The 24,063-nt window shown below is 67.7% G+C and carries 23 protein-coding genes; 6 read left to right on the top strand and 17 right to left on the bottom strand.

Features of this window, described 5'->3' with window-relative positions:
- Positions 1-8: 8 nt before the first annotated feature.
- From pdxA to OY559_RS15220, 6 genes are all read right to left on the bottom strand, one after another.
- Positions 9-992, bottom strand: coding sequence for a 4-hydroxythreonine-4-phosphate dehydrogenase PdxA (pdxA, locus tag OY559_RS15245; RefSeq protein ID WP_277727060.1), 984 nt, complete (start codon positions 990-992; stop codon positions 9-11).
- A gap of 1 nt (position 993) precedes the next feature.
- Positions 994-2,322: a peptidylprolyl isomerase gene (locus OY559_RS15240; protein WP_277727059.1), complete on the bottom strand. Its 1,329-nt coding sequence runs from the start codon at positions 2,320-2,322 to the stop codon at positions 994-996.
- Positions 2,319-4,787 (bottom strand): LPS assembly protein LptD, encoded by a 2,469-nt coding sequence (gene lptD, locus OY559_RS15235; RefSeq protein WP_277727058.1) that lies wholly within the window; start codon positions 4,785-4,787, stop codon positions 2,319-2,321. The genes OY559_RS15240 and lptD overlap by 4 nt, the downstream gene beginning before the upstream one ends.
- A gap of 117 nt (positions 4,788-4,904) precedes the next feature.
- On the bottom strand, positions 4,905-5,813 hold the full coding sequence (locus OY559_RS15230; RefSeq protein WP_277727057.1) for a histone deacetylase family protein: 909 nt from the start codon (positions 5,811-5,813) through the stop codon (positions 4,905-4,907).
- Positions 5,814-5,928: 115 nt separating this feature from the next.
- Positions 5,929-6,486, bottom strand: a complete 558-nt coding sequence (locus OY559_RS15225) for a cob(I)yrinic acid a,c-diamide adenosyltransferase (RefSeq protein ID WP_277727056.1) — start codon at positions 6,484-6,486, stop codon at positions 5,929-5,931.
- Between the two features lie 16 nt (positions 6,487-6,502).
- Positions 6,503-7,105 (bottom strand): hypothetical protein, encoded by a 603-nt coding sequence (locus OY559_RS15220; protein ID WP_277727054.1) that lies wholly within the window; start codon positions 7,103-7,105, stop codon positions 6,503-6,505.
- Positions 7,106-7,202: 97 nt separating this feature from the next.
- Here OY559_RS15220 and ubiH point away from each other — a divergent pair, with 97 nt between their 5' ends.
- Genes ubiH through OY559_RS15205 form a run of 3 tightly spaced genes read left to right on the top strand, consistent with a single transcriptional unit; the run spans position 7,203 to position 10,775 of the window.
- Entirely contained in the window at positions 7,203-8,411 is a 1,209-nt protein-coding gene (gene ubiH, locus OY559_RS15215; protein ID WP_277727052.1) for a 2-octaprenyl-6-methoxyphenyl hydroxylase, read from the top strand.
- Positions 8,408-9,595: a UbiH/UbiF family hydroxylase gene (locus tag OY559_RS15210; RefSeq protein ID WP_277727051.1), complete on the top strand. Its 1,188-nt coding sequence runs from the start codon at positions 8,408-8,410 to the stop codon at positions 9,593-9,595. The genes ubiH and OY559_RS15210 overlap by 4 nt, the downstream gene beginning before the upstream one ends.
- Positions 9,596-9,650: 55 nt before the next feature.
- Positions 9,651-10,775 carry a Gfo/Idh/MocA family protein gene (locus tag OY559_RS15205; protein WP_277727049.1) on the top strand — a complete coding sequence of 375 codons (1,125 nt, stop codon included), beginning with the start codon at positions 9,651-9,653 and terminating at the stop codon, positions 10,773-10,775.
- A gap of 6 nt (positions 10,776-10,781) precedes the next feature.
- On the opposite strand, the gene OY559_RS15200 is transcribed toward OY559_RS15205, so the two are convergent.
- The 6 genes from OY559_RS15200 to OY559_RS15175 all read right to left on the bottom strand — a co-directional run bounded on the left by OY559_RS15200 (position 10,782) and on the right by OY559_RS15175 (position 16,510).
- Positions 10,782-11,504, bottom strand: coding sequence for a hypothetical protein (locus tag OY559_RS15200; protein WP_277727048.1), 723 nt, complete (start codon positions 11,502-11,504; stop codon positions 10,782-10,784).
- Positions 11,505-11,576: 72 nt separating this feature from the next.
- Positions 11,577-12,512, bottom strand: coding sequence for an SMP-30/gluconolactonase/LRE family protein (locus OY559_RS15195; RefSeq protein ID WP_277727047.1), 936 nt, complete (start codon positions 12,510-12,512; stop codon positions 11,577-11,579).
- 40 nt (positions 12,513-12,552) lie between these two features.
- Positions 12,553-13,605, bottom strand: coding sequence for a 23S rRNA (cytidine(2498)-2'-O)-methyltransferase RlmM (gene rlmM / locus OY559_RS15190; protein WP_277727046.1), 1,053 nt, complete (start codon positions 13,603-13,605; stop codon positions 12,553-12,555).
- Between the two features lie 90 nt (positions 13,606-13,695).
- Positions 13,696-14,256 (bottom strand): nucleoside deaminase, encoded by a 561-nt coding sequence (locus OY559_RS15185; protein WP_277727045.1) that lies wholly within the window; start codon positions 14,254-14,256, stop codon positions 13,696-13,698.
- On the bottom strand, positions 14,256-14,675 hold the full coding sequence (locus tag OY559_RS15180; protein WP_277727044.1) for a hypothetical protein: 420 nt from the start codon (positions 14,673-14,675) through the stop codon (positions 14,256-14,258). The genes OY559_RS15185 and OY559_RS15180 overlap by 1 nt, the downstream gene beginning before the upstream one ends.
- Before the next feature lie 77 nt (positions 14,676-14,752).
- The gene (locus tag OY559_RS15175; protein ID WP_277727043.1) at positions 14,753-16,510 is read right to left on the bottom strand and encodes a glutamine--tRNA ligase/YqeY domain fusion protein; all 1,758 of its coding nucleotides are present in this window, start codon (positions 16,508-16,510) and stop codon (positions 14,753-14,755) included.
- A 91-nt stretch (positions 16,511-16,601) separates the two neighbouring features.
- Between OY559_RS15175 and OY559_RS15170 the strand changes: the two genes are divergently transcribed.
- Genes OY559_RS15170 through msrA form a run of 3 tightly spaced genes read left to right on the top strand, consistent with a single transcriptional unit; the run spans position 16,602 to position 18,261 of the window.
- Positions 16,602-17,270, top strand: a complete 669-nt coding sequence (locus OY559_RS15170; protein ID WP_277727042.1) for a glutathione S-transferase family protein — start codon at positions 16,602-16,604, stop codon at positions 17,268-17,270.
- A gap of 38 nt (positions 17,271-17,308) precedes the next feature.
- Positions 17,309-17,578, top strand: coding sequence for a putative signal transducing protein (locus tag OY559_RS15165; RefSeq protein WP_277727041.1), 270 nt, complete (start codon positions 17,309-17,311; stop codon positions 17,576-17,578).
- Between the two features lie 32 nt (positions 17,579-17,610).
- Positions 17,611-18,261, top strand: coding sequence for a peptide-methionine (S)-S-oxide reductase MsrA (msrA, locus tag OY559_RS15160; RefSeq protein ID WP_277727040.1), 651 nt, complete (start codon positions 17,611-17,613; stop codon positions 18,259-18,261).
- A gap of 94 nt (positions 18,262-18,355) precedes the next feature.
- Here the strand turns inward: msrA and OY559_RS15155 are convergent, their stop codons facing one another.
- The 5 genes from OY559_RS15155 to ahpF all read right to left on the bottom strand — a co-directional run bounded on the left by OY559_RS15155 (position 18,356) and on the right by ahpF (position 23,944).
- Entirely contained in the window at positions 18,356-18,862 is a 507-nt protein-coding gene (locus tag OY559_RS15155; RefSeq protein WP_277727039.1) for a hypothetical protein, read from the bottom strand.
- Between the two features lie 131 nt (positions 18,863-18,993).
- Positions 18,994-19,959, bottom strand: coding sequence for a transaldolase (locus tag OY559_RS15150; RefSeq protein WP_277727038.1), 966 nt, complete (start codon positions 19,957-19,959; stop codon positions 18,994-18,996).
- A gap of 788 nt (positions 19,960-20,747) precedes the next feature.
- The gene (gene rnk / locus OY559_RS15145) at positions 20,748-21,188 is read right to left on the bottom strand and encodes a nucleoside diphosphate kinase regulator (protein WP_277727037.1); all 441 of its coding nucleotides are present in this window, start codon (positions 21,186-21,188) and stop codon (positions 20,748-20,750) included.
- Between the two features lie 111 nt (positions 21,189-21,299).
- Complete coding sequence (oxyR, locus tag OY559_RS15140) at positions 21,300-22,271, bottom strand: DNA-binding transcriptional regulator OxyR (RefSeq protein WP_277727036.1); 972 nt, start codon at positions 22,269-22,271, stop codon at positions 21,300-21,302.
- Positions 22,272-22,342: 71 nt separating this feature from the next.
- The gene (gene ahpF, locus OY559_RS15135) at positions 22,343-23,944 is read right to left on the bottom strand and encodes an alkyl hydroperoxide reductase subunit F (protein WP_277727035.1); all 1,602 of its coding nucleotides are present in this window, start codon (positions 23,942-23,944) and stop codon (positions 22,343-22,345) included.
- Positions 23,945-24,063 lie beyond the last annotated feature (119 nt).

The following is a 24,063-nucleotide window of genomic DNA, read 5'->3' as shown; positions in this document are numbered from 1 at the left end:
GCGTGGCGTCAGGCGCGGCCCGCGATGCGTTGGGCGGCCATCCGCGCGCAGGTCGCGACAGCCGCGAACAGGCTGGACGGGTCCGCGATGCCTTTGCCGGCCAGGTCCAGTGCCGTGCCGTGGTCGACCGCCACGCGCGGGTAGGGCAGACCCAGGGTCAGGTTCACCGCCTGCTCGAACCCGCTGTACTTGAGCACGGGCAGGCCCTGGTCGTGGTACATCGCCATGACAGAGTCGAACCCGCGCAGTTTCTGCGGCAGGAAAGCGGTGTCGGCGGGCAGCGGGCCTTCCAGGCGCATGCCTTCCGTACGCAGGGCGGCGAGCACGGGCCCGATCACCTCGATCTCCTCACGCCCGAGATGCCCGGCTTCGCCTGCGTGCGGGTTGAGTCCCAGGACGGCGATGACCGGCTCGTCGATACCGAAGTCCAAGCGCAGGGATGCGTGGGTGATGCGCAGGACGTCTTCCAGCAAAGCAGGCGTGATCGCTTCCGGGACATCGCGCAACGGCAGGTGCGTGGTCGCGAGCGCGACGCGGACGATGTCGTTGGCGAGCATCATGACGACCTTGCGACCTGCGTGTTCCGCCAGCAGCTCGGTGGTGCCGCTATAGGCGATTCCGCCTGCGTTGATGGCGGCCTTGTGCACGGGGCCAGTCACCATGCCATCCAGCGATGCCTGCAGGCATGCATCGGCGGCCTGCGTCAGCGCATCGATGACGGCGCGCGCATTGCGGGGATCGGTACCGCCAAAGGTGTTGGGCGCCGCATTGGGCACCGCCCGCAAGCGCAGGTCACCCGGCTCGACGGCGACGACGGCTTCGTCGAGCAGGCGCAGTGGCAGACCGAGTGCGTCGGCCGCGGCGCGGAGTGTGGCGGGATCACCGAACGCGAGCAGGGTACAGTCGCTGCGCGGGTGCTGCGCGAGCCGTACGCAGAGTTCGGGGCCGATGCCGCCCGGCTCGCCCGGTACCAGCGCCAGCCGCGGGATCACCTCAGCCGCTCGGCGTGGTCTCGGCGCGGTCGCCGCTGCGGAAGCTGACGTAGGCTTCGCCGCGCAGTTCCTGCAGGTAGCGGTTGTACTCGTCCTCGGCCTTGCGGCGGCCGATGGTGTCGCGGATCTGCGCGCGGCGGTTCTGGTCGGTCACGTCAGTCTGGCGGCTGCCCACGCGCTGGACGATGTGCCAGCCGGCATCGGTGCGGAACGGTGCGCCGACCTGGCCGTCCTGCAGCGCGGTCACCTGCTGGCCGAAGGCCGGACCGAACGCGTCGGCGGGGAACCAGCCCAGGTCGCCACCATCATCCCGGCTGTTCGCATCCTCGGTGGACTCCTTCGCCACGGCGACGAAGTCGGCACCGCCGGCGATGCGCGCACGCAGGGTGTCGATCTTGGCCTTGGCGGCTGCGGCATCCTGGGTTTCGGTGATCCGCACCAGGATGTGCCGCGCGTTGTACTCGGTCACGCTGCGTTTTTCGGCCTGGGCGGCATCGCGTACTTCCACCAGCTTCAGCAGTTGGAAACCGCTGGGGCCGCGCAACGGGCCGACCGACTGGCCGGGTGACATGCCCTTCAGCATCTCCACGAAGGCGGTGGGAATCTCGTCGAGGCTGCGCCAGCCGAGGTCGCCGCCTTCCAGTGCATTCGGGCTGTCGGAATAGCGGACGGCGGCGGCAGAAAAGTCCAGTTCGCCCTTGTCGATCAATGCCTTGATGCCATCGATCTTGCCCTGGCCGGCGGTGATCTGCTCGGCGGTGGCACCGTCCGGCAGGCTGACGAGGATATGCGCCAGATGGTATTGCGCACCGCTGTTCGCCTGCATGGCCAGCGCGGCGTCGACTTCACCCTCGCTCACCTGTACGCGGCTCTGCGCGAAGCTCTGCTTCAAGCGCTGGATGGTGATTTCGTCGCGCATCGAGTTCCGGAACTCGGCGAACGACATGCCATCGGCTTCAAGCCGCTGGCGCAGGCCGTCCGGCGTGGTTCCGTTCTGCTGGGCCACGGCATTCACGGCGTTGTTGAGGTCGGCATCGCTGACGCGGACACCGGTTTCTGCGGCCCGTGCCACCTGCAACTTCACCAGCACCAGGCGCTCCAGCACCTGGCGCTCAAGCACGGCGCGCGGAGGCAGCTGGCCGGGTTGATTGGCGTACTGGGCGAGGACGTTGCGGACAGCGCGGTCCAGTTCGCTCTGCAGGACGACATCTTCGTTGACGACGGCGGCGATCCGGTCCAGCGGCTGCAGGGTCTGCGCCGCGACGGGAGTTGCGGCTGCCGACAAGGCCAGCAGGCCGGCGATCAGGAGGTGGGAAAGAGGCTTGTTCATGGCATCGGATCCGGATCGTAGGTGTTGTCGTCCGGACGCTGCGCGATATTGCTCGGCGGGACGAGATAGAGGTCGTCTCGGTAATAACCGAGGATAGCACGGCGCAGGGTGCGGTCCGTGTTCTGGCCCGCCGAACCCAGGCCCTTCAGGACGAATTCGACCTGGAAGCCGGTGTTCATGTCGCCCTCGCGATTGCGGACATAGCGACGGACCAGCGCGCGCACGGCGAGGCAACAGCTGTCCCATTGCACGCCAGCCACGCCTTCCAGCAGGCCGGGCTCCTGGTCGGTGGCGGCATCGCGGTAGAAGGAGTGGTAGTAGCGACCCACTACGCTCCACGATGGCGTGACCGGATAGAGGAACGAGAAGTCGGCCTGTTCCAGCAGGTCGCGGCGACGGCGGTAAGTGATGTTGACCACGCCATCGTCAGGTAGCAGGTAGCGCGCACGGACGCTGGCAAGATCCTCGCGACGGAACTTCGGGTCCCACTGGTAGGAAGCGCCGATCGTCCACCGGTCGGTGGGCGCGTAGTTGGCGTCCACCACCCAGGCCGACTTGCCTTGTTCAAGCGGCGTTTCTGCAGACGAATAGGTGACCAGGCTGTCGTCGAAGTAGCGGATCTGGCCGATGCTGGCCGACAGCCGTTCGAAGCCGTCCTTCTGCCGCAGCAGGCGCGTGGTCAGTGCCAGCGTCAGCTGGTTGGCATCGGCCTGGCGGTCGGGGCCCGTGTAGCGGTTGTCGCGGAACAACTGGCCGTAGCTGAAGTTGAACGGACGGGTATCGAATATCGGCAGTCCGTCCTGCTCGCGGTACGGTGCGTTGAGGTAGAACAGGCGCGGTTCAAGCGTATGCAGGAAGCGGTCGCCCTTGATCTCGGTCTCGCGGTCGAAATAGACGCCCGCATCCAGCGAGCCGATCGGCAGGCTGCGGCTGGGCGAGCGGTCGTAGAATTCCGCCACCATCGCGGGCGTCACCTGTGCAGCCGGCACGCCGTACGCCTCGACGGCGCGATTGGTGGCGATCTCCTGCGCCAGATCAGCGTCGAGGCGGTACTCGGTATGGCGGTACGCCAGCGTGGGCGTGATGTACCAGGATGCACCCTGCAACGGGAACGAGATGGTCGGCTTGATGTCGATGCGGCTTCCGCCGGGCTTCTCGTCGTGCTGGAACTTCACCGCTTCCGCGTGCCCGCCCACGCTGATCCAGCTGCCCAGGGGCTGGTTCCAGTTGAGGTAAGTGCGCGGCAGGCGGTTGTAGGGCAGTGAACGCTCGGTGCTCAGGTAGTCGGCCAATTGCCAATGGTCTGCCATCAGCCCGGCGGCCCAATATTCACCAGACCCGTATATACCTGCGGTGCTGGTCACCGACGAGTAGGCTTGGCCGTACAGCGAACTGCCGAAATCTTCCTGGTAGCGTGCGTCGCTGAGCCACATCAGGTTCGCGCGCGCCTGCCAGTTGCGACTGAACCGGTGCGAGCCTGCATACGAGAAATAACCTCGACCGTCGTCCGGGTCAGGGTTGTTTGGATTGAGCGGGTCGTAGTCCGCCTCATTCATCCGGTCGCGGACCAGGTCGTCCTTGTTCATCCAGGCGCCCTGGATCTCGCCGCGGCCTTTTTCGTACAGGTAGCGGAATTCCGCACCCAGCTGGAATCCGCGCTCGCTCATGTAGCGCGGCTCCAGGGTGGCATCGTAGTTCGGTGCCAGGTTCAGGTAGATCGGCTGCTGGTAGTCGAAGCCATTGCGGCCGGACAGTCCCACTGCCGGGTACAGCAGGCCGGTGTGGCGCTGGTCGTCGATCGGGAACTTCAGGTATGGCACGTAAAGCACCGGCACCTTGCCCAGCCGGATCGTCGCGCCGCGCGCCACGCCCCAGCCGTCGTCGGTGTTGATGTCGATGCGACGCGAACGCAGTTCCCAGCGGCGGTCTTCGGGATCGCAGGTGGAGTAGGTCGAATGCAGCAGGCTGCCTTCCGGCCCCTTCATGTCGATGCGGTCGGCGCCGCCGTTGCCGCGCCGGGAGACCAGCTGGTAGCGGACGTTGTCGATCTGGTGCGAGTCGGCGCCCTGGTCGCCGCGGGCGCTGTCGGCGATCAGGCGGATGCCGGCATCCTGGTAGCGGATGTGGCCGTCAGCGACGTAGGTGTCCTGCGCCTGGTCATACTTCAGATTGTCTGCGCCGAGGAACTGGTCCCCGCGGGTGAGGACGACCTCGCCGCTGTACTGGGGATTGGCCTCGGTGCCGGAGAGCTGGTCGCCCTCGATCGAGGTCGGTTGCTCGGCGCGCTGCTCCCGCGACGCCTGGGCGCTACCCGCAGCCGGTGGCTGCGGCGCACCCCCGAATGTCGGAATCACATCCTGGATTGGACACAGCGCCCAGCTTTCGGGCTTTTCGTCAGCCGCCAGCGCGGGCAGGCACAGGGCAATGCTGAAGGGCAACGGGAGCAGGCGAAGGGCAGGGCGCACGCGGTGCTGGGCTCGCTGTCGAACGAAAAACGGCCGTTAGCTTGCCCCATCCCATGCATGCGGGCAATGAAGGCCTTCGGCCGATGTCGGGCGGGGTTCAGCGACAGGCCCGGGGTCTCAGCGCAGCGCGTCCAGGTGGGCCACGGCACATTCCCGAAGGGCTTCCAGGTCGTAGCCCCCCTCGAGCATCGAGACGATCCGTCCTCCGGCATGGCGCTGTGCCAGGGCGCGCAACTGCCGGGTCAGCCACCCGAAGTCTTCGGTCTCCAGCATCAGGTCCGCCAGCGGATCCCGCATGTGCGCGTCGAAACCGGCCGAGACCAGCAGCAACTGGGGCTTGAAGTCGTCCAGCGCAGGCAGAAGTTCGTCCGCCCAGGTGTTCTGGAAACGGAAACCGCCACTGCCCGGCGGCAGCAACGCGTTGAACACGTTGCCCACGCCTCGCTCGTAGGGCGCGCCGCTGTGCGGGTAGATCCCCGACTCGTGGCTGCTGAAGTAGGCCACCCGTGGGTCGTCGTAGAAAATCGCTTGGGTGCCGTTGCCGTGGTGCACATCGAAGTCGATGACGGCCACGCGCTCCAGCCCGTGCTTGTCGCAGGCGTACGCGGCCGCCACGGCGATGTTGTTGAACAGGCAGAAGCCCATGGCGGCACTGCTGGTCGCGTGGTGGCCGGGTGGCCTCACCGCGCAGAACGCGGTCAGGTCCTCGCCATTCATCACGGCATCCACCGCCGCTACGCCGGCACCGGCGGCACGCAGGGCGGCGGCACGCGAGGCCGGGCACAACACCGTATCCGGATCGAGCATGCGGTAGCCGGACACATCCGCTTCCAGCACTTCGCGCACGAGCGCCTCGTCGTGCACCCGGCGCAGGTCGCCGAGCTTCGCCATCGGGGCCTCGCGCCAATCGGCGTCGCCATGGTGCAGCCGGAGTGCCTCGAGCACTACTTCGAGCCGCGCCGGCCGCTCCGGATGGTCGGGGCCGGGATCGTGCAGCAGGCAGGCGGGGTGGGTGAAGATGATCAAGGTGCCGGCGTTGCCCTCGACGGGGCGGGATCCGCCTCTCCGCAATGGAAGTCCGGCGCCATTCTAAGCGCGGGGCCGGGTGCGCCGGCATCCGACCTTGGGGGAAGACGCCCGCTCAGGAATGGCGTCGTTCGTGCTTCCACAGCACTTCGCCCTGGCCGTCGGCGCGCGCCAGTACGCGGGCCAGCACGAACAGCAGGTCCGAAAGCCGGTTGAGGTAGCGGATCGCTTCCGGCCGCACCGCGTCGTGGCGGGCCAAGGTCACGGTCTCGCGCTCGGCGCGGCGCACGATGGTCCGGGCCAGATGGCAGCGCGACGCGGCCTCGCCGCCGGCCGGCAGGATGAAATCCTTCAGCGGCGGCAGGTCGTCGTTGTAGTGGTCCAGCTGCTTTTCCAGCGCATCCACGTCGTCGCCGGTGATCGCGGCATGGCCGGGGATGCACAGCTCGCCGCCCAGGTCGAACAACTGGTGCTGCACAGTGGTCAACAGCGCGCGGATGTCCTCGGCCACGCCGGGCACCGCGAGCAGCACGCCGATGGCCGAATTGGCTTCGTCCACCGTGCCGTAGGCGGTGACGCGCGCGGAATCCTTGCCCACGCGCGTGCCATCGCCCAGCCCCGTACTGCCGTCGTCGCCGGTGCGCGTGTAGATCTTCGAGAGGCGGTTGCCCATCGTGTCGCCGACCCGGTCAGTCCGCGGTGCGGCCGTGCGGCTTGGCCAGGCGCACGACCTGTTCGACCATCACGTGCACGATGACGGCCAGGCCCACGTAGATCGCGGCCACGCGCAGGTACGGCAGGTACCAGTCGCTGAAGTTCTTCCACCAGCCGGCCAGCGTCGGTTCGCTGACGACCGGGCTCAGCCAGTAGAAGCTGCCCTGGCTCAGCAGGTGGCAGACGGTGACCGAGGCCAGCAGGCTGCCGACCAGCAGCGCCAGCGTGCGGCCATGATTCGCGGTCTGGTAGCGGCGCAGCATCGTGCCACTCAGCCAGAGCGCGCCGTAGGCCGGCAGCAGGAACCAGTACGCCGGCGATACGCAGTAGTGCGTCCAGAAGTTGATGCCCTGGCCGCTGATGACGATGTAATCCACCACGACCGCTGCCGCCATGAACAGCGGGAACGCCCAGCGCGACCACGTGCGCAGATAGTAGCCGCCGATGAAGAAGGCGGCCCAGCTGGCGTCGGGCAACGGGCCGATGTGGCCGAACGTGGTGGGCAGGTGCAGGCGGGTGAGGACCAGCAGGGCGGCGACCAGCGCCAGCACGAGGGCGCGTTGGAAAGTGGTGTTCATCGGCAGGGTTCCGGAGACTCAGCCCCGCATTCTACCGGAGCCTGCGTCCGGCAGGCCGCAGGAAGGGGCCTGGAGACCGGGGCGGTATCATGGCCGCATGACAGAACGGCATGACGTGGTGATCGTGGGCGGCGGGCTGGTGGGTGCAAGCCTGGCCATCGCCCTGGACCGGCAGGGACTGGACGTGGGGCTGGTCGAAGCGACGCCTGCGGGCCAGATGCCGGCGGTGTTCGACCAGCGCAACCTCAGCTTCGCGGCGGCCACCGTCAATGCGCTGACCGTGCTGGGGGTGATGCAGCAGCTGCGTGCGCCGACCGGCCCGATCCGCCGCATCCACATCAGCCGGCAGGGCGATTTCGGTCGCGTGCAGCTCGATGCAGGCGACTATGGCCGCGAGGTCTTCGGGCAGGTGGTCGTCGCGCGCGATGTCGGCGAGGCGCTGGAAACGCGGCTCGACCAGCTGACGAGGCTGACGCGGTATCGGCCGGCACGCTTTGTCGGGTTCGCGTCGGGCGATGCGGGATGCCGCGTCCTGCGCATCGCCGATGCCGGCGGCGAACGCGAACTGCGCGCGCGGCTGGTGGTGGCTGCCGATGGCACGCGCAGCGCCGTGCGCGATGCGCTCGGCATCGGGGTGGACGAACACGACTACCTGCAGACCCTGTTCGTCGCCCGGGTGCGCGCCGCGCGTGCGCCGGATGGCACGGCATACGAGCGTTTCGGTGGTGCCGGTCCCACGGCGTTGCTGCCACGTGGCGATCGCCACTGGGGCGTGGTGCACGGCGTGGCACGCGCGGAGGCCGACGCCGTTGCGGCGCTGGACGAGGCTGCCTGGCTTGCGCGCTTGCAGCGCGAGGCAGGCTGGCGTATCGGCAGGCTGGTCGGCAGCGGGGAGCGCAGTGCCTACCCCCTTGTGCGTGTCGTTGCGCAGCGGCTGGTCGCCGAGCGCGCAGTGCTGCTGGGCAATGCCGCGCAGACGATCCATCCGATCGGCGCGCAGGGTTTCAATCTGGGCCTGCGGGATGCGCTGACGTTGGCGGAAGAGATCGCCCGCAGCGACGATCCCGGCGAGGCGGGCAGCCTCGCGGCCTATGCGACGCGCCGGCAAGAAGACCGCGAACGCACGCTGGCGTTCTCCGACGGGCTGGCGCGACTGACCGCCAACCCGTCGCCCCTGCTGAAACCGCTACGCAGCCTGGGCCTGGTGGCGGTGGATGCGCACGCTTCGCTGCAGTCGTTCCTGGTGGGAGGCGCCATGGGATTCCGCGGGGATGTGCCGGCGTTGTGTCGCGGGGAGACCGCATGAAACGTCGCGGACAGATCGATGTGGCCGTCGTCGGTGGCGGCGTGGTGGGTGCGGCATGCGCCCTGGTGCTGGCGCGCGAAGGATTGCAGGTGACGCTGGTCGAAGGCCGCGAGCCTCCGCGCTGGTCGCAGGACCAGCCGGACCTGCGTGTGTACGCGTTCGCGCCCGACAATGCGGCCCTGCTGGAGGAGGCTGGCGCATGGCACGCGGTGCGCGATGCGCGCGCGCAGCCCTATCGGCGCATGCGCGTGTGGGATGCCGCCGGTGGCGATGAACTCCAGTTCGATGCCGATGCCCTGGGGCGTTCGCAACTGGGCTGGATTGTCGAGAACGCATTGCTGGTGGACCGGTTGTGGGCGGCCCTGCCGGCGGCGGGCGTGCAGGTGTGCTGTCCCGCCCGCGTGGACGCGATGGAACAGGACGAAGCGGGCGTGACGTTGATGCTTGACGACGGCGCGCGCGTCGACGCCAGGCTTGCGGTCGCCGCCGATGGCGCCGACTCCACGCTGCGCCGGCTCGCTGGCCTGGATGTCGCCTCGCACGATTACGCGCAACAGGGCGTCGTGGCCTTCGTGCAGACGCAGCGGCCGCACGAGGACACGGCGTGGCAACGATTCCTGCCGACCGGTCCCCTGGCTTTCCTGCCCTTCACCGACGGCCGCAGCTCGATCGTCTGGACGCTCCCCGACGCCGAAGCTGCTCGGGTGCTGGCGCTCGACGATGCGGCGTTCGGCCATGAACTCGCGCTGGCGATGGGCGGGCAACTCGGCGAGGTGGTGGTGGCATCGGCGCGGGCGGCCTTCCCGCTGCGGCGGCAACTGGCGAAGGACTATGTCGCCGGCCGCGTGATCGTTGCCGGCGACGCGGCGCACGTGGTGCATCCCCTGGCCGGGCAGGGCGTCAACCTGGGCCTGCGTGATGTGGCGGCCTTGCGCGAAAGTGTCCGTGACGCGTTGGCCCGGCATGCGGACTGGTCGGCGCCCCACCGGCTTGAACGGTGGGCAAGGCAGCGACGCAGCGAGAACGCGACCGCCGCCCATGCTTTCGACGGCATCAACAAGGTGTTCTCGAACGATGAGATGCACCTGACCCTGGTGCGCGGGCCCTTGCTGGGCCTCGCGGGCAAGGTGCCGCCGCTGGTGGACTTCCTCTGGCGGCACGCGGCAGGACAACGCACGCGCTGACGACGCGCATGCAGCGCATGCGGTAGCCTCGGCGTTCCCGGCCGGAGTATCCGCGATGAGTCCTGCGCACCCCTCCCATGACCCTTCACGCCGCCGTGTGCTGGGCGGGCTTGGCGCCGCCGGCCTGATCGGCATGCTTCCTGCGGCGCGTGCGAAGCAGCAACGTCCGCTCGGCATCGCCCTGGTCGGCCTGGGCTACTACAGCCGCGACCTGCTCGCACCCGCGCTGCAGATGACGAAGCAGTGCCGGCTGGCCGGCATCGTGACCGGCACGCCGGCCAAGGCGGAGGAATGGCAGCGTCGTCACCGCATTCCCGACCGCAATATCTACGACTACGCAGGCTTCGACCGTATCGCCGACAACCCCGACATCGACGTCGTCTACGTCGTCCTGCCGAACCACCTGCACAAGCCGTTCACCCTGCGCGCCGCGGCGGCGGGCAAGCACGTGTGGTGCGAGAAGCCGATGGCGATGGACGCGGCGGAGGCGCGCACGATGATCGAGGCCTGCCGGCACCATCGCGTGCAGCTGACCATCGGCTACCGCATGCAGCACGAACCCAATACCCAGGCGGTCATGGCATTGGCCCGGTCGCACCCGTTCGGGCGCCTGCAGCGCATCCGCGCGGAAGCTGGCTTCCGCGGATTCGACGGTGCGAGCGGCGACAACTGGCGCCTGGATCCCGTGCGTGGCGGCGGCGCGATGTACGACATGGGCGTGTACGCACTGAATGCCGCACGCTATACCACCGGTACCGAGCCCATCGCGGTGACGGCGACGCCGCATGTGGAGCGCGCCGACATCTTCCGCGGCGTCGACGAGTCGATGCGCTTCCGGCTCGAATTCCCCGATGGCGTCATGGCCGACTGCGCGACCAGCTTCGGCCGCAACATGAACCTGCTGCACGCCGACTGCGCGGACGGATGGTACGAACTGTCGCCGTTCCAGGCTTACGAAGGCGTTCGCGGCGAAGCCAGCGACGGGCGCCGGTTCGATGCGGTGATCGGCGCGACACCCGCGCAGCAGGCGAGGCAGATGGACGCCGACGCGCTGGCCATCTTGCAGCGGACGCCGCCGCGCGTGCCGGGCGAAGAGGGATTGCGCGACATGGTGGTGCTGGACGCGATCTTCGCTTCTGCGCGTACCGGCGGCGCGCGGGTGGAGATTGCGGCGGCCTGAACCGGGTCAGCCCGGGATGAAAGGGAACACGATCTTCAGCAGCCCCTTCAGGCCGCCCTCGGCTGTGCTGGTCACCGCCTTGGCACCGAGGCTGTTGAGCGCATTGCGCGCGTCCTGCCAGCGCAGTTTGGTGACGTCTTTCTTCAGCAGGTCGGCGACCTCTTCGGCCGTGGGCACCAGCTTTTTCAGTTCGGCCGTCACGGCAGCCGGATCCGGTTGCAGATAGCCCCATCGCTCCGCGATGGCCAGCAGCGTATCGAATCGCACCGCCACCACGTCGCGATTGCGCTCGTACACGGGCAGCGCGCCCACGTCGAGGATGGCCTGTTCGAACTGCTGATGGTCGTCGGGATGCTCGATGCGGATGGCGAGGAAGCCTTCCTTGCGGCTGCGTTCGCTGACATGCTTCGCACCCGATTTCAGGTTGGTCTCGGTCAACGCCGTCGCGACGATGCGTTGCAGGGCGGCATCGCGCTCCTCGGGTACCAGTGCCCGCCAGCGTGCGTAACCATCACGACGCAGCGCCTTGATCTTGGCCGGCGTCACCCGCAGCTTGCCGGCGACGGTGAAATTGGATTCGTCGCGGCCGATGGCGCCGTCGCGTTCCAGCAGCACGAAGATCAGCAGTTCAAGGTCGCGCTTGGTCAGCGACTGGAAGCCCTGCAGCAGGGTCAGGCGCAGGAACTCGTTGCCGAAACCGGCGGGGTCCTTGAGTTCGATCGGCAGCATCGCGGGTCTCCATGTCAGGGAGGCATCTTGCCACGCCGGGGTGTCAGCGCCTGAGACGTCCGCGGCACGCCGTCACAGGCCGGTCTCGCGGCCCGGATAGTCCGCGCGGAAGGCTTCGATGGCGCCCCGGTCCTGAAGGGTGACGAAGACGGTGCGTCCATCCGGTCCGCCGAAGGCGACATTGGTGGGTTTCTGGCCCTTCAGCTTCACTTCGCGCAGGACCTCGCCCTGCGGCGACACCACCGCTACCGTGCCGGCCCCATAACGGGCGATATAGAGGTTGCCCCGAACGTCCGTGCGCATGCCATCCAGGCCGTGGTCGGGGAAGGCGACCAGCAGGCGCTTGCCGGAGATTTCGCCACTGCCGTCGAGATCGTAGGCCCACACGCGCCGCTGCACGCTCTCGTTGACGTACAGCACATCGCCCTTTGGGCCGACTTCCACGCCGTTGGTGGTGCCCATGCCGGTTTCCAGCAGCGAGGCCCTGCCATAGGGGAGGATCCGCCACAGCTGGCCGGTGCCGGTGCGCCAGTCGGGATCGCTGGCGTAGAACATGCCATTGGGCGCGAACGCGATGTCATTGGGCTGGTGCGCGCCCGGCAGCGTGGCGAACACGCCCACCGAACGGTCGCGCGGATCGATGCGCAGGATATGGTGGCCGGTGTAGTCGGCCACGTACATGAAACCGTCCGCATCGAAGCGGATGCCGTTGCCCGTGCTGCCTTCGGGCAACGTCATGAACAGGTCCGCGCGCCCGGTGCCGTCCGGATCGAACGTCACCCGACCGATAGTGCCGTCGTGGCCGAAACTCACTGCATAGAGTGCGCCGTCGGGACCGGACGCAGGCCCCTCGATGCCCGCACTGAAGACGCCATCGCCGACCACGTCGTACGCGACGTGCAACTTTTCCTGCTGCGGGGTTGGCACGGCTTCGTCCGTGTGGATGCAGCCGGTCAGTCCGGCGACCAAAGCCAGTGCGAGCAGCTTCTTCATTCCATGCAACGTCATCCGTATCCCCTCCGGTGGCGTGTAGGCCGGTCTCCCCGGCTCAGCCGGGCGTGGCGAACACCGTGATCTCTTCGCGGTCGTGGTAGAGCTGACGCGCGCGGACCTCCAGCGACCGGCCGGCCTGGTCGGCGAACAGGTCCAGGCAAAGCTTGGTCTCGTCCCAGCGCTTCTTCATCGGCAGCTTGAGATTGAACACCGCATGCCGGCACCAGCCTTCGCTGAACCACTGCGCCATGCGTTCGGCCACGCGCCGCGGTTGCTCCACCATGTCGCAGACCATCCAGTCCACCGGCTGCGAGGGTTTCCAGTGGAAGCCGTCGGCGCGCAGGTGCTCGACAAGTCCGGTCGCCAGTACATGCTCGCGCAAAGGGCCGTTGTCCACGCTGGTCACGCGCAGATGGTGGCGGGTGAGGACCCAGGTCCAGCCGCCCGGCGCTGCACCGAGATCGGCGGCCGTCATGCCCGGCTTCAGCAGCGCCTCGCGCTGGTGTTCGTCGAGCAGCGACAGGAAGGCTTCTTCCAGCTTCAGCGCCGAGCGCGATGGCGCATCGGGCAGCAGCTTCAGGCGGGGGATGCCGAGCGGCCAGGGCGCACTGTCGCGCGCGTCGGCGACGCACAGGAACAGGTGGTCGCCCTGCACGAACACCACGTGCAGGCGCGGCAGGCGCGCATCGTCCTTCTCGCTGAGGAAACCGGCCTTGCGCAGCGCCGGACGCAGCGCGTTGCCGAAACTGCGCGCCAGCCCGGCCAGCGGCTTGGCGCTGTCCGAATCCGGATGCTCCACCCACAGGTCGCCGTAACGTCCGCTGCCGGCCAGCGCGGCAAGCAGCGGCGTGATGCGGTCCTTCGGGTCGATGCCGCGCAGTTCGGCGAGCAGCCGCAGCTTCTGCCGGGCGAAGATCAGGTCACGCCAGGGCAAGGCGCGATCCAGCGCCACCGCCTCTTCGCAGACGAACGCGACGTAGCCATCGTTGCGCTGCGCGCGCGCATAGCCGCCGAACCCGGCCAGCGCGGCGCGCTCGGTCAGTTCGGCAGCAAGTTCGGGTTCGAATCCCTGGCGGCAATAAGCCAGCAGGCCGGTCGTCGATGACATGGCACGGTCGCGTGAAGCGGATGGCTGCGGCTCCTGCCGCGAGGACAGGGTACAGGAGAAGCCGCGGGCGATGGCTTCTCCGTGCGTCGCTCAGTATTTGTCGCCGCCCGACTCGCCGTACTGCTTGAGCACCGCACGCGCGTCGTCCCGGCACAGGTCGCGCACGACCTCGATGCCGCGCTTGTTGAGCTCGCCCACCCAGTCCGCCGGCAGCGGGCCTTCGTCGAACTCGGTCAGTTCCATCACGTCTTCCGCGCGCGCGCCGATCAGCAAGCGGTCGATACCGGCCCATACCGTCGCGCCGTAGCACTGGCAGCACGGCTGCGAGGAGGTGGCCAGCACCACCGGTGCGATGCGGTCGTTGAGGCGAGGCGTCTGCAGGCGCTGCTGCGCCAGCATGTAGGCCATGTTCTCGGCATGCGCCAGCGAGCAGGTGTGCGGCATCACGCGATTCACGCCGAAGGCGATGACGCGGTGGTCCGGGCCGAACACCACCGCGCCGAACGGTCCGCCGGTGTTGGCGTCCACGTTGCGGCGCGACAGGTCGATGGCCAGCGCGACCTTGTCCTCGTCGCTCGCGAACGTCGCGGCGGGATCGAGAAGGTCGTGGGTCCAGGCGGGCAGGGTGAGATGGATCTGTTGGTAGAGCATCAACGTGCGGGCAGTTTTGAGGAAGAGGAATCGGATTCGCAGCGGCCGCTGACGCACTGGCACGCGGTCACGTCGGCGAAGCCGCAGACGCCCATGCGACCGCTGGCCGCGCACTGCGCTTTCACGCCTTGTGGATCGGTCGGACTGTTCTTGTTGACGCACGCCGGCATCGTGCCGCAGCAGTTGCCCACGTCCTTCACCGCACAGTCCGCGCTGGTCTTGCAGGCGTAGTCGACGGTGATCGCGCCGGCTTCGCGTGGTGGCAGATTCCCGCCGGTCGGCTTGGGGGTGGGCGTCGACGCGGGTGGCGGCTCGGCCGCCACGCCATCGGAGGACGCCGGTGCCGCGCACCCCGTCATGGCGAGCAGGAACAGGCAGGACAGCAAGGCAGGCAACAGGCGCAGCGCGATGCGGGACATGGCGGACTCCTTCCTCGGTGGTGGTGTGCCGCCAGCCTGCCTTTCGCCACCTCAAGAAGCGGTGAAAGGCGCCGGCATCAGGCCTTGGTGGCCCAGGTGTCGCGCAGGGTCACGCTGCGATTGAATACGGGACGTTCCGGTGTGTGGTCGTAGCGGTCGGTGACGAAATAACCGGTGCGCTCGAACTGGAACGACTGCTCGGGCGCTGCACTCGCCGCTGCCGGTTCGACATAGCCGGTCACCGTGCGGCGCGATTCCGGATTCATGTAGTCGCGGTAGGTCTTGCCTTCCGACTCGTCGTCCGGGTTGGCGACGGTGAACAGGCGGTCATACAGGCGGATCTCGGCGGCCACCGCGTGCTTCGCGCTGACCCAGTGGATGGTGCCCTTGATCTTGCGCTCCGCACCGGCCATGCCGGGGCGCGATTCCGGGTCCAGCCAGCCGCGCAACTCGACGATCTCGCCGGTGTCGTTCTTGACCACTTCATCGCAGCGCACGATACCGGCGCCGCGCAGGCGCACTTCACCACCGGTGGTCAGGCGCTTGAAGCCCTTCGGCGGCACTTCCTCGAAGTCCTCGCGCTCGATCCACAGCTCGCGCGAGAACGGCACGCTGCGCTGGCCGAAGGATTCGTCCTTCGGGTGGTTGGAGAATGTCAGCGATTCCTCGTGGCCTTCCGGCAGGTTCGCGAGTACCAGCTTCACCGGGTCGATCACGCCCATGCGGCGCGGCGCGGCGGCATCCAGATCCTCGCGCAGCGCACCTTCCAGGATGGAGATGTCCAGCAGCGAGTTCTGCTTGCTGATGCCCACGCGGTCCACCATCAGGCGCAGCGCCGCCGGCGTATAGCCGCGGCGGCGGATGCCCTGCAGGGTCGGCATGCGCGGGTCGTCCCAGCCGTCGACCAGCTTGTCTTCCACCATCGCGAGCAGCTTGCGCTTGCTCATCACCAGGTAGTTGAAGTTCAGGCGCGAGAATTCGATCTGGCGCGGTTTGCTCGCTTCCTTCGGCAGGCCCTTCGCCAGCAGCGGCGCGATCAGGTCCGGCGAGTTGGCCAGGTCCACCTTGTCCACGCACCAGTCGTACAGCGGCCGGTGGTCTTCGAACTCCAGCGTGCACAGCGAATGGGTGATGCCTTCCACCGCATCGCTCAGCGAGTGCGCGTAGTCGTACATCGGATAGATCGGCCAGTCGTTGCCGGTGTTCTGGTGCTCGACGTGCTTGATGCGGTACAGCGCCGGGTCGCGCAGGTTGATGTTGCCGCTGGCCATGTCGATCTTGGCGCGCAGCGTGCGCGCGCCGTCCGGGAACTCGCCCGCGCGCATGCGGCGGAACAGGTCCAGGTTCTCTTCGACACTACGGTCGCGGTACGGCGAGTTGCGGCCGGGCTCGGTCAGCGTGCCGCGGTACTCCCGCACCTGCTCGGCGGTGAGATCGCAGACGAACGCGTCGCCCTGGCGGATCAGCTTCTCGCCGGCCAGGTACAGCACCTCGAAGTAGTCCGAGGCGTGGCGCAGGTCGTGCCAGTCGAAGCCCAGCCAGCGCACGTCGTCCTGGATGGCGCGGACGTACTCGGGGTCTTCCTTGGCCGGATTGGTGTCGTCCAGGCGCAGGTTGCACACCCCGCCGAACTCCCCGGCAATGCCGAAGTCCAGGCAGATCGCCTTGGCGTGGCCGATGTGGAGGTAGCCGTTGGGCTCGGGTGGGAAGCGCGTCTTCACCGCGGTGTGGCGACCGCTAGCCAGGTCCTCGCGCACGATCTGGCGGATGAAGTCCCGCTTTTCCGGGGCGGCATCGTCAGAAGGGAGGGCGGATGGGGCGGCGGTATCGGACATCGGGGTGGGGAGGCGTGGAAAAACGCCAGTTTAGCCGGTCTGGCGCCCGCGCTGGTCTATCCTGAACAGCCCGACGCGCGTGGATCCCCGCATGAGCCTTCCCGTCCTGGTCATCGGCAACAAGAACTACTCCTCATGGTCGCTGCGCCCGTGGCTGTTGCTGCGACATTTCGGCGTGGCGATCGAGGAAGTTCGCCTGCCCCTCGACACGCCCGAGTTCGCCACGGAGGTCGGGCGGCACTCGCCGACCGGCAAGGTGCCCGCCCTGCACGATGGTGGCGTGCACGTCTGGGATTCGCTGGCGATCTGCGAGTACGCCAACGAGCGTTGGCTGGATGGCCAGGGCTGGCCGCGCGACCTCGCTGCGCGGGCGGTGGCGCGTGCCGCTGCAGCGGAGATGCATTCCGGCTTCACGGCGCTGCGCACGCAGCTGCCGATGAACAGCAGGCGCACACCGGACGCCTACCGCTGGGATGCCGCCGCCCAGCGCGACATCGACCGCGTGCAGGCGGTGTGGCGCCAGCTTCGCGATACGCAAGGCCGTGGCGGGGACTTCCTGTGCGGTGATTTCGGCATCGTCGACGCGATGTATGCGCCGGTGGCGATCCGCTTCGACGGCTACGGCGTGCCGGTCGACGCCGTCGCGCGCCGCTACATGGACGCGCTGTTCGCGCTGCCGGCAATGCGTGAATGGCGCGAGGCGGCCGCGGCGGAAACTGAATCGGTTGCAGCCACCGATGCATTGCGCGCTCCGCTGTAACGGACGGCCGGTGTAGGCTGGTCGCGGAGGACACATCCATGCGCGTGGTCTACCTGGCCGACAACCTGTTCGATGCCCACCTGGTGAAGCACGCGCTGGAGGAGGCGGCGATCCCGGCGTTCGTCTTCGGCGAATCGCTGCTGGGGGGCATGGGCGAACTGCCGCTGTTCGGCGTACTGCGGGTCTGTGTGCCGGACCCGGCGTTTCCCGAGGCAGAGGGCATCGTGCAGGCGCTGGGGCTGGAATCGCGCGACGACGGCCCCATCTTGGAAGGCGACGATGAAGGTGTCGGCATCCTGCCCGCCTGATCCGTCCTTCCCCCACGATCACGAGGTTCGCCATGCTGGGTATCGGAGCCTACAAGCAGCGCATGCCGCGCACGGAAGACATGCTGCCGGGACGCAGCACGCCGTTGCCGCTGCACAACGTGCATTTCGTCAACGGACACCCACTGCGCGACACGTTCGACGGACTGGAGCAGGTCGAATTCGGCCTGGGCTGCTTCTGGGGCGCGGAACGCAAGTTCTGGAGCGTGCCGGGCGTGTACAGCACGTCCGTCGGCTATGCCGGCGGCGGTACGCCGAACGCGACCTACGACGAAGTCTGCTCCGGCCAGACCGGCCACAACGAAGTCGTGCGCGTGGTCTACGATCCGGCGCAGGTGTCGTTCGAACGCCTGTTGCAGGTGTTCTGGGAAAGCCACGATCCCACCCAGGGCATGCGCCAGGGCAATGACGTTGGCACGCAGTACCGTTCCGGCATCCACTGCCATACACCCGAACAGCGGGCCGCCGCGGAAGCGAGCCAGCAGGCCTACCAGCAGCACTTGAAGGCGGCGGGCTACGGCGATATCACGACCGAGGTCGTGTATCCGGCGCCTCCTTTCTACTACGCCGAGGACTACCACCAGCAATACCTGGCGAAGAATCCGAACGGGTACTGCGGCCTGGGCGGCACCGGCGTGAGTTGCCCGATCGGGCTGGACGCCTGAGGAAAGCTGGTGTGGGAGCGACGTGAGTCGCGAAGCCGTTTGAGCTGGCCTTGGCGGTTCGCGACTCACGTCGCTCCCACGACAGCCTCTTTTCCTACAGCCGGGTGATGCCACAGACGTAGATGACCTCGCAGGTGCCGCCGCCGGTGTCGGTGCGGCTGGTGGAACTGCGCCAACGCCAGCCGTCGCGCGCCTCCGCTTCGACCAGCCATCCGTCGATGCGCACGCGCTCTCCCTGACGGACGCCTGCGAGCGTCTGTGCGATGGCATCGCTGCCCGGGATCATGTGCATGTTGGCGCTGCTGCTGGCGATCTCGCGCGGTGGCAGCGGCGGCTGGTCGCTCCAGTGGTAGCGATACCAGCGCGAGGGCTGGCTGATATCGAGCGCGGCGATCACGGCATCGTCGGCCATGCGGTCCCAGCCGAGGGCAAGGTCGGTGGGCGAGAGATCCGATTCGCGACCCCTGTCGTAGTCCTCCCGCGACAACACGCGTGCGTCCACGCTGAAGCCGGCGATCGGCGTCAGCGTGGCGGCGTCCAACGAGAACGGCAACAGGTTGCCGGGTACGTACGTCTGCGGCGGCGGCTCGCCCGCCGCCACGCGGGGTGGCAGCGGGCAGGCAAGCGACAGGTCACCGGCTGCGGCCGGTGCGCGCGGGCCCGCACGATGGTCGGAAAATCACCAGCCGGCGACACAGGCCAGCATGGCGAGGACGAGCAGCGTGCGCAGGCTCAAACAGTGAGCTTCTCGCGGATGGTCGTGCGCAGCGCTGCCAGGTCCTTGGCGAACGCATCGATGCCGGTAGCCAGTTTTTCCTTCGCCATCGGATCGGCCTCGATCGCGGCGGCGAAGCTCTCGGCGGTCACCGGTGCGACGTTCACCGCCTCTGCGGCGCCAGGCGACAGCTTGCGGGGCAGGTCGCCCGTTTCCTGCTCCAGCTTCTCGAGCAGGTCCGGCGAGATGGTCAGGCGATCGCAGCCCGCCAGCGCTTCGATCTGCGCGGTCGAGCGGAACGAGGCGCCCATCACCACCGTCGCGGAACCACGCCGCTTGAACTCCGCGTACACGCCGCGCACGAACACCACGCCCGGATCCTCATCGATGTTGGCCGGTGCTTGGCCGTTGGCGACATACCAGTCGAGGATGCGGCCCACGAACGGCGAGATCAGGAACGCACCGGCTTCCGCGCAGGCGATGGCCTGGGTCGGGTTGAAGATCAACGTCAGGTTGCAGTCGATGCCTTCGGCCTGGAGTTGACGTGCCGCTTCCACGCCTTCCCAGGTGGAGGCGACCTTGATCAGGATGCGGTCGCGGCCGATACCCTGGTCGGCATACATCTGCACGAACTTGCGCGCCTTGGCGACGGTGGCGGCGGTGTCGTAGGCCTGGTCGGCATCGACCTCGGTCGAGACGCGGCCGGGAATCAGGCCGGCAAGCTTCGCTCCCACGCCGACGGTCAGGCGGTCCACTACTTCGTCCACCAGCGCTTCTCCGCCGCCCTGCGCGCGCGCCCATGCCAGTTGCTCTTCGATCAGGTCGGCGTACACCGGCAGATCCAGTGCCTTCTTCACCAGCGTGGGATTGGTGGTGCAGTCCACGGGCTTGAGGCGCTTGATGGCGTCGTAGTCGCCGGTGTCGGCGACGACGACGGACAACTCGCGGAGTTGCTGGAGTTTGGTGGATGCGGTGGAGTTCATGCGGTGGCTCGGCGGGCACAGGATGGGGAGGGGAAGTATGCCCTGTCACTCGGTGCGAAGGCTTGTGGCAGGCGGCGGAAATTGGCTTTGTTTTGGCATGGTGCCGCTCGTCGAAGAGAAAGGCTTGATGGCCATGGCCGCGCGGATCAAGCCCCTCTCCCTGCGGGAGAGGGGTTGGGGAGAGGGCCAACGAAACCGGTTTCTTCAGGCTACCTCTGGCGTCACCACAACCGCGATAGTCTTTGGTTCGATGGCCTTGCGGGATGTATCTTCTTTCAAGAATTATGGCGCCGCTCGCCGCGGAGGGCGTCCCTTTCTTTGCTCGTGCAAAGAAAGGAACCAAAGAAACACGCCCCAGGCGGCACGCCCTCCGCGCTGCGCGCTCCGGGTCCGCGAGTGAGCCGGGAATTTTCGTAAGGCACATCCATGTGCCATACGAAAACGCCGTCATCCATGACGGCGCCCTTCGGGTTTTGCCCGGCCCACTCGCCGTGCCTCATGGGGCCCCAAAAGCACGGGCAAAAGCAAATACGGCGCGTGCTGACGCAGCTTTGGCTCCTGGGCCCCCTGAGGTCCCGCCGGGACGGCGCACCCGCCGCTTGCGGCGGGCGGACCGCCGGGGTGTGCTTTCTTTTGCCTACTTTTCTTTGCACAAGCAAAGAAAAGTAGGGCCCCGCGGCGAGCGGCGCCATCTCCAACTACTCATAAAAATCGCCGCGAGCCGCCTGCGTTCTAGCGTCGACAACGTCCGCCGACGCCACCGGTCCGCATGTCGATCAAGGAATCAATCAGCGATGCAGGTCGCCGCTCGCTTCCGGCTGATAGTCGATCGCGGTGACCCGCAAGCGCAAGGGTCGATTGCCGGCTGCCTGCCAGTCGATCGTCTGCCCCACCGACAGTCCCAGCAGCGCACTGCCGACCGGCGCTAGTACGGAGACCAGGCCGGTCTCGACGTTCGCTTCGTGGGGGTACACCAGGGTGAGGCGATGGTGTTCGCCGGTGAGTTCGTCTTCGCACTCGACGCGCGAATGCATCGTCACCACGTTGCCGGGCATGTCGTCCGGCGCGCGCACGTCGGCGCGGTTCAATTCATCCATCAGGGCCAGCGCGGCGGGGTGCCGGCGCAGCACGGGCGTGTCGAGCAGGGCCTCCAGGCGTGACAGGTCGCGGCTGGAAATGACGAGCGGGGGCAGCGACGGCGGCAGGCCGCTGGTGCGGGTGTTGTTCATCGTGTGTTCTCTGGTTTTGGGGTCGCGCAAAAGGAAACGGGCGACGCGTTGCCGCGCCGCCCATCGGAGTCCTGTTTTGCGGGCCTACCGTAGCCCGGAAGCGGCGGGGGTTCAAGCCAGCGACGGCGGCCGGGACGATGGGGTGCGGTCGTGCGCTGCCTGCGCGCCGACGAAGGGCGCGTCCGGTTCGAAAAGGCTGGGCGGCAGCTCGCGGAACACGTTGGCGAGTTCCAGCAGGAAATCGTTCATGGCCGAGCTCTTGCGCCACACCATCGCGATCTGTCGGCTGGGATGGGAATCGCTGAATCCCAGCAGGTGGATGTTCTCGTAACGCGCGACGGGTGGCTTCACCGCCAATGTCGGCAGCAGGGTGATGCCGACATCGGCGGCGACCATCTGCCGCAGCGTTTCAAGGCTGGTGGCGCGGAACTCGGACTTCTCGTTCGCGCCGGAGAGGCGGCACACGTCCAGTGCCTGTTCGCGCAGGCAATGCCCGTCCTCAAGCAGCAGCAACTGGTGCTGCGAGAGTTCGGCCAGCGTCAGCGACTCGCGTTTCGCCAGCGGGTGCGATTCCGGCACGGCGAGCAGGAAGGGTTCCTCGAACAGGAACTCGGTATGCAACTGGTCGTCCGCCACGGGCAACGCCAGCAGGCCGGCATCGAGCTTGCCTTCGCGCAGGCGCGACAGCAGCACGTCGCTCTTCTCTTCGATCAGCAGCAGTTCCAGATGCGGAAACCGCGCGCGCAGCCGCGGGACCACATGCGGCAACAGATAGGGGCCGAGGGTGGGGAAGAGTCCCAGGCGCACCGTGCCGGCTTCGGGGTCCTGGCTGCGGCGCGCGGCCTCCTTCATCTGTTCGACTTCGGCGACGATGCGGCGCGCGCGGTCGGCCGCATCGCGGCCAGCCGGCGTCAGCATCACCTTGCGCGGCGCGCGCTCCACCAGCGGCACGCCCAGTTCGTCTTCCAGCTTCTTGATCTGCGTCGACAGCGTGGGCTGGCTGACGTAGCACGCGGCGGCGGCGCGGCCGAAATGCTTGTGGTCGGCCAGTGCCACCAAGTACTTCAGGTCGCGGAGATTCATCGGACTCCTCCCTCAGGGAACGGCGTTGCGTGCGACGGGGCGCGAACCAGCGTATGGCCCGCGCCCATGCATCATGCCGCTACCGCGTCCGGCGTTTCCACCGGCGCCGACGTGCGGATCAGATGATCGAAGGCGCTGAGCGCGGCCTTGGAACCCTCGCCCATGGCGATGACGATCTGCTTGTACGGCACCGTGGTGGCGTCGCCGGCGGCGAACACGCACGGCACGCTGGTCTGGCCGCGGTCGTCGACGATGATCTCGCCGCGCGGGCTCAACGCCACCACGCCCTTCAGCCATTCCGTGTTCGGCAGCAGGCCGATCTGCACGAAGATGCCTTCCAGTTCCACGCGATGCGTATCGCCGCCGGTACGGTCCTTATAGACCAGGCCATTGACCTTGCTGCCGTCGCCCAGCACTTCCGTCGTCTGCGCGCCGGTGACGATGCGTACGTTCGGCAGACTGCGCAGCTTGCGCTGCAGCACGTCATCGGCGCGAAGCTGGCTGTCAAATTCGATCAGGCTGACATGCGCCACGATGCCGGCCAGGTCGATCGCGGCCTCGACGCCGGAGTTGCCGCCGCCGATCACCGCCACGCGCTTGCCCTTGAACAGCGGGCCATCGCAGTGCGGGCAGTAGGCCACGCCCCTGTTGCGGTATTCGTTCTCGCCGGGCACGTTCATCTGCCGCCAGCGCGCGCCGGTGGACAGGATCACCGTCTTCGACTTGAGCGAGGCGCCGTTGGCGAGCTGCACTTCCACCAGGCCATCCTGGCCGGCGGGCAGCAACTTCTCCGCGCGCTGCAGGTTCATCACGTCGACCTGGTAGTCGCGCACGTGCTGCTCCAGCGCGGCGGCGAGCTTCGGGCCTTCGGTGTAGGGTACGGAAATGAAGTTCTCGATGGCCATGGTGTCCAGCACCTGGCCGCCGAAGCGTTCCGCCGCCACGCCGGTGCGGATGCCCTTGCGCGCGGCGTAGATCGCGGCCGCGGCGCCGGCGGGGCCGCCACCGACGACGAGCACGTCGTACGGCGCCTTCGCCTTGATCTTCTCGGCCTCGCGCTTGCCGGCATTCGTATCCAGCTTGGCCACGATCTCTTCCACTCCCATGCGGCCGGCGCCGAACACCTCGCCGTTGAGGAAGATCGTCGGCACCGACATCACTTCGCGCTGCTCGACTTCCTGCTGGAACAGTGCACCGTCGATGGCGACGTGCTGGATCTTCGGATTCAGCACCGCCATCAGGTTCAGCGCCTGCACCACATCCGGGCAGTTCTGGCACGACAGCGAGAAATAGGTTTCGAAGCGGTAATCGCCGTCGAGCGAACGGATCTGCTCGATCACGTCCTGCGCCAGCTTCGACGGATGGCCGCCGACCTGCAGCAGCGCCAGCACCAGCGAGGTGAACTCGTGGCCCATCGGCAGGCCGGCGAAGGTCAGGTGGATGTCATGGCCCGGCGAGGTCAGCGCGAACGACGGCGTGCGTTCGCCGCCGCGCTGTTCGTCGACGCGCTGTTCGTCGACGCGGATCTTGTCCGACACGTCCTGCAGATCCTTCAGCAGCGCCTGCAGTTCGGCCGAACCGGCGCTGTCGTCCAGGTGGGCGGTGATGTGGATGGGGCGCACGGCCTTTTCCATGTAGGCCTTCAGCTGCGTCTTCAGATTGGCGTCCAGCATGGCGAACGTCTCCGTGTAGGAAATCGGGGAAGGGGAGGTCAGGCGTTTGCAGGAGCGGCATGCGCCGGGGGAGGGAGCCGGCCAGGGAGAGAGAAACCGGCAAGCGGCACATGCCGCTG

Origin of the sequence: Pseudoxanthomonas sp. SE1 (assembly GCF_029542205.1) — a bacterium.
In the GTDB taxonomy this organism is placed as follows: Bacteria; Pseudomonadota; Gammaproteobacteria; order Xanthomonadales; family Xanthomonadaceae; genus Pseudoxanthomonas_A.
This window is presented reverse-complemented; position numbering and strand designations above follow the sequence as displayed.

Bases quoted from the DNA above. Each gene is read 5' to 3' on its own strand.
- OY559_RS15240 (WP_277727059.1), bottom strand. From the start codon at position 2,322: ATGAACAAGCCTCTTTCCCACCTCCTGATCGCCGGCCTGCTGGCCTTG.
- OY559_RS15225 (WP_277727056.1), bottom strand. From the start codon at position 6,486: ATGGGCAACCGCCTCTCGAAGATCTACACGCGCACCGGCGACGACGGC.
- OY559_RS15220 (WP_277727054.1), bottom strand. From the start codon at position 7,105: ATGAACACCACTTTCCAACGCGCCCTCGTGCTGGCGCTGGTCGCCGCC.
- ubiH (WP_277727052.1), top strand. From the start codon at position 7,203: ATGACAGAACGGCATGACGTGGTGATCGTGGGCGGCGGGCTGGTGGGT.
- OY559_RS15210 (WP_277727051.1), top strand. From the start codon at position 8,408: ATGAAACGTCGCGGACAGATCGATGTGGCCGTCGTCGGTGGCGGCGTG.
- OY559_RS15205 (WP_277727049.1), top strand. From the start codon at position 9,651: ATGAGTCCTGCGCACCCCTCCCATGACCCTTCACGCCGCCGTGTGCTG.
- OY559_RS15200 (WP_277727048.1), bottom strand. From the start codon at position 11,504: ATGCTGCCGATCGAACTCAAGGACCCCGCCGGTTTCGGCAACGAGTTC.
- OY559_RS15195 (WP_277727047.1), bottom strand. From the start codon at position 12,512: ATGACGTTGCATGGAATGAAGAAGCTGCTCGCACTGGCTTTGGTCGCC.
- rlmM (WP_277727046.1), bottom strand. From the start codon at position 13,605: ATGTCATCGACGACCGGCCTGCTGGCTTATTGCCGCCAGGGATTCGAA.
- OY559_RS15185 (WP_277727045.1), bottom strand. From the start codon at position 14,256: ATGCTCTACCAACAGATCCATCTCACCCTGCCCGCCTGGACCCACGAC.
- OY559_RS15180 (WP_277727044.1), bottom strand. From the start codon at position 14,675: ATGTCCCGCATCGCGCTGCGCCTGTTGCCTGCCTTGCTGTCCTGCCTG.
- OY559_RS15175 (WP_277727043.1), bottom strand. From the start codon at position 16,510: ATGTCCGATACCGCCGCCCCATCCGCCCTCCCTTCTGACGATGCCGCC.
- OY559_RS15170 (WP_277727042.1), top strand. From the start codon at position 16,602: ATGAGCCTTCCCGTCCTGGTCATCGGCAACAAGAACTACTCCTCATGG.
- OY559_RS15165 (WP_277727041.1), top strand. From the start codon at position 17,309: ATGCGCGTGGTCTACCTGGCCGACAACCTGTTCGATGCCCACCTGGTG.
- msrA (WP_277727040.1), top strand. From the start codon at position 17,611: ATGCTGGGTATCGGAGCCTACAAGCAGCGCATGCCGCGCACGGAAGAC.
- OY559_RS15150 (WP_277727038.1), bottom strand. From the start codon at position 19,959: ATGAACTCCACCGCATCCACCAAACTCCAGCAACTCCGCGAGTTGTCC.
- rnk (WP_277727037.1), bottom strand. From the start codon at position 21,188: ATGAACAACACCCGCACCAGCGGCCTGCCGCCGTCGCTGCCCCCGCTC.
- oxyR (WP_277727036.1), bottom strand. From the start codon at position 22,271: ATGAATCTCCGCGACCTGAAGTACTTGGTGGCACTGGCCGACCACAAG.
- ahpF (WP_277727035.1), bottom strand. From the start codon at position 23,944: ATGCTGGACGCCAATCTGAAGACGCAGCTGAAGGCCTACATGGAAAAG.